This window comes from Microbacterium sp. 13-71-7, from assembly GCF_002257455.1.
Taxonomy (GTDB): Bacteria; Actinomycetota; Actinomycetes; order Actinomycetales; family Microbacteriaceae; genus Microbacterium.
In genome coordinates this window covers 1-6,045 of record NZ_NCKN01000235.1, presented here as the reverse complement: position 1 = coordinate 6,045, position 6,045 = coordinate 1, and the positions used below count along the sequence as shown (strand labels likewise).

The following is a 6,045-nucleotide window of genomic DNA, read 5'->3' as shown; positions in this document are numbered from 1 at the left end:
AGATCCCTCAGCATCCTCGGAGCCTCCGTCTGGAACGGCGATCGCTTCGAGGAGCGCGACGTGCACATCGTCGACGGCGCCGTCGCCGATCGCCGGGCCGAGGGCGCGACGACCCTGGACGGCCGTGGCCGCTGGCTCATCCCCGGCCTCATCGATGCGCACTTCCACGCCTATGCGACCAGCCAGGACGGACTGGAGGACGAGCGCGGACCGCTGAGCTTCGCGGCGATCAACGGCACCCGGCGGCTCGGCGCCGCACTGCGCCGCGGCTTCACCACGGTGCGCGACGTGGCAGGGGGCGACATCGGTCTCGCCCGTGCGATCGACGCCGATCTCTTCGACTCGCCGCGCTACCTCTTCACCGGGCCGGCGCTCAGCCAGACCGGTGGCCACGGGGATCCCCGCTCCGCGCACGTGGACATCTGCTTCAGCCACGGGCACATGTGCGAGATCGTCGACGGCCTCGAGCCGTTGCGCCTCGCCGTGCGCAACCGGCTGCGCAAGGGCGCGCACGCGATCAAGGTGATGACATCCGGCGGGGTGTTCTCGCTCACCGACCCGATCCGGGTTCCCCAGTACTCCGCGGAGGAGCTGCGCGCCGTCGTCGGCGAGGCGACCCGGCAGGGCTCCTACGTCGCCGCGCACGCGTACTCGTCGGAGGCCGTTCAGCACTCGATCGACAACGGCGTGCGCTCGATCGAGCACGGCAACCTGATCGACGCGTCGACGGCCGGACGCATGGCCGCCGCCGGCGCGTTCCTGGTGCCGACGCTCGCCGCCTACGACGCCATGGACCGCCGTGGCGCGGGGATCGGTCTCAACGCGATCTCGCTCGCGAAGAACGCCGAAGTGCTCTCGCACGGGCAGGAGGCCGTGCGCCTCGCCCTCGCCGCGGGCGTTCGCGTCGGCTTCGGCACCGACCTCATGGGCGAGCTCGAGGACGACCAGCTCTGCGGCGTGCGGCTGCAGGTCGAGGCGAGCGGCGCCGCCGCGACGCTGCGCTCGATGACGACGGTCAACGCCGCCCTCATCCGCGACGAGCGCGCAGGTCATCTCGGCGTCGGGGCCTACGGCGATGCCGTCCTGCTGACCGCGGACCCCCTCGCGGATCCTGCCGCCCTGTGGGAGCAGGACGCGCGGGCGCTCGTGGTGCACGCCGGGCGCATGGTCGACTGAGCCCCCTCCCCGACCGAAGAACCGCGTCCATCGCATCACCGAGCCGGCCGGAGGCGCCGGCGCTCGTGCGAGACCCTCGACGCAAAGCGTCATAACGCACGGGTCCGCGCCGCGCATGGGATCATGGGCCGACGACCTCCCGCACCGAATCGAGGCCCTATGCCGATCGAGTTCGCCACCTCGCCGCGTTCGACGGTCGGACTGGAGTGGGAGCTCATGCTCGCCGATCCGGCCACCGGAGACCTCGTCGGCCGCGCTCCCGAACTCCTGCACGATCTGGAGGGGGCGAGCGCCGACGAGCGGCACACCGTCACCGGCGAGCTGCTGACGAACACGATCGAGGTCACGAGCGGCATCGGGTCCACCGTGTCCGCCGCGGTCGAGGACATCGCCGCGGCGATCGCGGCCGTGCGCGCCGCGACGGATCCGGCCGGGATCGAGCTGCTTTCCGCGGGCAGCCACCCGTTCGCGCAGTGGTTCGATCAGCGGGTGACCGACAAGACGCGCTATCACTCGCTTATCGAGAAGACCCAGTGGTGGGGTCGCAACATGATGATCTGGGGCATCCACGTGCACGTCGGGGTCGAGGACCGCGACAAGGTTCTTCCGATCGTCGGCGCGCTCACGTCGTATCTACCGCATCTGCAGGCCCTCGCCGCGTCCAGCCCGTTCTGGGCCGGGGAGCGCACCGGCTACGCCTCCAACCGCGCCCTCGTCTTCCAGCAGCTGCCGACCGCGGGGCTGCCCTGGCCGCTGCCGGACTGGGCCGCCTACGAGGGATACCTCGAGGACATGGTGCGCACCGGCGTGATGGCCGACGCCACCGAGGTGCGCTGGGACATCCGGCCTGCTCCGCGCTGGGGCACGATCGAGGTGCGCGCCTGCGACGGCATGTCCACCCTGCGCGAGCTCGCCGCCGTGGCCGCCCTCACCCAGGTGCTGGTGGAGTCGTTCTCCCGCGATCTCGACGAGGGGCGACCGCTGGCCGTCCTCGCTCCGTGGTTCCACCGCGAGAACAAGTGGCGCGCGGCGCGATACGGACTCGACGCCGAGGTCATCGTGTCGGCCGACGGCACGCAGCGCTCGGTGCGGGAGCACCTGGCCGAGGAGCTCCAGCGGCTCTCCCCCGTCGCCGCCGACCTGCGGTGCTCCGCGCAGTTCGCCGGGGTCGCCGACATCCTGCGCGACGGTGCCAGTTATGAGCGCCAGGTCGCGGTCGCCGACGCGACCGGAGGCGACCTGCACGAGGTGGTCGATCACCTGATCCGCGAGTTCCGCTCCGGCCCCGAGATGCTCTGACCTGTCCGCGGCCGCCCACGGGCCGCGCAGGACGACCCTGAGGCGCCCGGGGGGTCAGCCCTCGACGAGCTGACGCGCGAGCCCCTCGTCCAGCACGACGTCGGTGACCAGCCGCGCCCCGATCGCGGCCCGCAGCGAGGGCAGCTTCTGCGCGCCGGCGACCACGCAGAACCGCCGCGCGACGCGGCGCAGCCGATCCAGCCCCGGACCGGTCGCCCGCGCGTTCACCGCGATGTCCTTCCAGGTGCCGTCGGCGCGGAAGAACACGGTCGCCACGTCGCCGATCGCCCTGTCTTCGCGCAGGCTCCGGTAGTCGTCGCGACCGAGGTAGCCGCCGACGTACACGCGGCTGGGCACCTCGGCGCTCGGGGAGCCGACGCTGAAGACGGCGAGGTCCATCTTGGCCTGCAGGTCCAGCACGCGCAGGGTGCTGCGTTCGCGCCACATCGCCTCCCGCGTGCGGGGGTCGTCGAAGAACGCGGGGACGGGGAACTGCTGCACCTGCGCGCCGAAGGCGGATCCGAACCGCTGCAGGATCTCGCTCGAGTACTCCACGCCGCTGGTCAGGGTGTTGCCCGCGCCGTTGAGCTGCACGATGGTGGTGCCGCGGGTCTCCTTCTGACCGAGATCGCGGCTGACCGCGCTGATCGTCGAACCCCAGGCGAGGCCGACCACCATGTTCGAGTCGATGATCTGCGTGAGCAGGCGGCCCGCGGTGAGCGCCACGCGCTCCAGCCGCTCCACCTCGGTCACGCTCTCCGGCATCGGCACGACGTGCGCGGTCACGTGCAGGCGATCGTGCAGCTGCTGCTCGAGCTCCCCCGCGTGCTCGAGGGGCGAGTTGATCCTGATGTCGACCAGGCCGACCTCGCGCGCATAGCTCAGCAGGCGCGAGACCGACGAGCGGGACGTCTCCAGCTCCTCGGCGATGACGTCCATCGTCTTGTCCTGCAGGTAGTACAGCCGCGCCGCCGTGAGCGCGGCGACCGCCTTCGACTGGCGCTTCCGTTCATCCATTCCAGGGCCTCCGAGGATCGATCCGACCGATTCTTGCACATTCGTGCAGCCTGCTTGACCATAAGGGCGGCTGGGGGAATGCTGTGAGAAATCCGGAAGGAGCCGAAGATGACCGACCACGTCCACAACGCCGCAGAACGCCCCGAGGTGACCCGCGTCCGCGAAGCCGGCCGCACCACCGTGCTGGTGATCGGCGGCGGGATCAACGGGATCTCCACCTTCCGCGACCTCGCCCTGCAGGGCGTCGACGTGGTCCTCGTCGAGCGGGGCGACTTCGCCTCCGGCGCCTCCTCGGCCTCGAGCCACATGATCCACGGCGGCATCCGCTACCTCGAGAACGGCGAGTTCCGCCTCGTCAAGGAGTCGGTCACCGAGCGCAACGGGCTGCTGAAGATCGCCCCGCACTACGTCAAGCCACTCGAGACGACCATCCCGATCTACTCGACGTTCTCGGGAATACTGTCGGCGCCGCTGCGCTTCCTCACGCACAAGTCGGGCAAGCCGCAGGAGCGCGGCGCATTCCTCATCAAGATGGGCCTGACCATCTACGACACGTTCTCCCGCGACGGCGGCATGGTGCCGCGGCACAAGTTCCTCGGCCGCAAGAAGTCCCTCGCGGAGCTTCCCGCCATGGACCCGAGGATCAAGTACACGGCGACCTACTACGACGCGTCGATGCACGACCCCGAGCGCCTCGCGCTCGACGTGCTGCAGGACGGCCGCGGGGCGCATCCCGGTGCGCGCGCCCTGAACTACGTCGAGGCGATCGGCCACGACGGCGACGCCGTGCTCGTGCGCGACCGCGAGAGCGGCACCGAGTTCTCCATCGCCGCCGACGTCGTCGTGAACACCTCCGGCCCCTGGACCGACCTCACCAACGAGGCCATGGGCGAGCTGACCCGCTTCATGGGCGGCACCAAGGGCTCGCACATCGTCCTGGACAACCCCGAGCTGCTCGCCGCGACGCGCGGCCGCGAGATCTTCTTCGAGCACTCCGACGGGCGCATCGTGCTGATCTACCCGCTCAAGGGCAAGGTCATGGTCGGCACCACCGACATCGACGCCGACCCGCGCGAGGTGCCGCTGTGCACCGAGGAGGAGATCGACTACTTCTTCGACCTCGTGCACCACGTCTTCCCGGACATCGCCGTGAACCGCGAGCAGATCGTCTACCGGTTCAGCGGGATCCGGCCGCTCCCCCGACACGAGGACACGGCCCCCGGCTTCGTCTCGCGCGACTACCGGGTCGAGGTCGACAACAGCCGCGCCGTCCCGCACCTCAGCCTCGTCGGCGGCAAGTGGACGACCTTCCGTGCGCTCGGCGAGACGCTGTCCGACCGGATCCTGGAGCTCCTGGGCCGCACCCGCGTCGTCTCGACCCTCGGCCGCGCGATCGGCGGCGGCAAGGACTACCCGCAGGACGACGCGGCGCGCGCCGCCTGGATCTCCCAGCACCTCCCCGGCGCCGGCGAGCGGGCGGAGCCGCTGCTCAAGCGCTACGGCACCCGCGCCGCCGAGGTGTGGCAGTACGTCGAGCAGGGTCCCGACGCGCCCCTCGCCGGCCGCCAGCTCTCGACGCGCGAGCTCGAGTGGATGGTGCAGAACGAGCTGATCGTGCGCCTCGAGGACGTCATCCTCCGCCGCACCAGCCTCGCCTTCACCGGCGACGTCACCGAGGAGATCCTCGAGGAGGTCGCCGAAGCCCTCGCGCCGCTGAAGGGCTGGGACCGCGCGCGCACCGCGCGCGAGATCGAGCTGACCCGGGAACTGCTGAACGCCCGGCACGGACTGTCCCTCGTCGCCCGCACCCGCGGGTAAGAGGATCCCCCGCCGCCCTCATCGGCGTCCACTCAGAACACCGCATCGGCAGAGGGGCCGATGCTCTGCGAAAGGTCAACGAAGACATGCCTGATGTGAATATGGGCCTCTACTTTCTGTCCGAATTGGTCGGCACCGCGATGCTGCTCCTGCTCGGCTGCGGTGTGGTCGCCAACGTCGCCCTGGTGAAGAACAAGGGCTTCAACGGCGGCTTCCTGATGGTCAACTGGGGCTGGGGCCTGGCGGTCTTCGCCGGTGTGCTCGTCTCCGCCTACTCCGGCGCGATCCTGAACCCCGCGGTCGGCATCGGTCTGTTCGTGCAGCACCTGCTCGACCCCGCCAAGGGGATCGACTTCCCGCACTACGCCGTCGCGACGGGTGCGGAGCTGCTCGGTGCGATCATCGGCGCCGTGCTCTGCTGGCTCGCCTACAAGCAGCACTTCGACGAGGAGCCGGAGCCGGCGAACAAGCTCGGCGTGTTCTCGACGGGACCGGCGATCCGCTCCTACGGCTGGAACCTGGTCACGGAGATCATCGGCACCTTCGTCCTCGTGTTCGTGATCTTCGCGTTCGCGGACTACGGCGACGTCAAGATCGGCACCCCTGGTGGCCTCGGCGCCCTCTCGGCGCTTCCGGTCGCCCTTCTCGTCGTCGCGATCGGCGCCTCCCTCGGCGGCCCGACCGGCTACGCGATCAACCCCGCCCGTGACCTCGGTCCGCGCATCGCGCACGCGG

General features: G+C 70.5%; 5 protein-coding genes. 4 read left to right on the top strand and 1 reads right to left on the bottom strand.

Translation table 11 applies throughout. The annotated features are described in order from the left end of the window. Both B7X32_RS17480 and B7X32_RS17475 read left to right on the top strand, forming a co-directional pair. On the top strand, nt 1-1,176 hold a 1,176-nt coding region (locus B7X32_RS17480), incomplete at its 5' end, for an amidohydrolase family protein (RefSeq protein WP_292722525.1). 159 nt (nt 1,177-1,335) lie between these two features. Then, nucleotides 1,336-2,475 (top strand): glutamate--cysteine ligase, encoded by a 1,140-nt coding sequence (locus B7X32_RS17475; RefSeq protein WP_292722522.1) that lies wholly within the window; start codon nt 1,336-1,338, stop codon nt 2,473-2,475. Nucleotides 2,476-2,529: 54 nt separating this feature from the next. Here B7X32_RS17475 and B7X32_RS17470 read toward each other — a convergent pair whose 3' ends face one another. Beyond that, nucleotides 2,530-3,492 carry a sugar-binding domain-containing protein gene (locus B7X32_RS17470; protein WP_045273243.1) on the bottom strand — a complete coding sequence of 321 codons (963 nt, stop codon included), beginning with the start codon at nt 3,490-3,492 and terminating at the stop codon, nt 2,530-2,532. 108 nt (nt 3,493-3,600) lie between these two features. Here B7X32_RS17470 and B7X32_RS17465 point away from each other — a divergent pair, with 108 nt between their 5' ends. Both B7X32_RS17465 and B7X32_RS17460 read left to right on the top strand, forming a co-directional pair. Further along, nucleotides 3,601-5,310 carry a glycerol-3-phosphate dehydrogenase/oxidase gene (locus B7X32_RS17465; RefSeq protein WP_292722518.1) on the top strand — a complete coding sequence of 570 codons (1,710 nt, stop codon included), beginning with the start codon at nt 3,601-3,603 and terminating at the stop codon, nt 5,308-5,310. A gap of 86 nt (nt 5,311-5,396) precedes the next feature. Further along, nucleotides 5,397-6,045: MIP/aquaporin family protein (locus tag B7X32_RS17460; RefSeq protein WP_292722515.1), on the top strand; the 649-nt coding region annotated here is incomplete at its 3' end.

What these genes read in the sequence shown, in the direction of transcription:
- B7X32_RS17470 (WP_045273243.1), bottom strand. Translation starts at nt 3,492, where the DNA reads ATGGATGAACGGAAGCGCCAGTCGAAGGCGGTCGCCGCGCTCACGGCG.
- B7X32_RS17465 (WP_292722518.1), top strand. Translation starts at nt 3,601, where the DNA reads ATGACCGACCACGTCCACAACGCCGCAGAACGCCCCGAGGTGACCCGC.
- B7X32_RS17475 (WP_292722522.1), top strand. Translation starts at nt 1,336, where the DNA reads ATGCCGATCGAGTTCGCCACCTCGCCGCGTTCGACGGTCGGACTGGAG.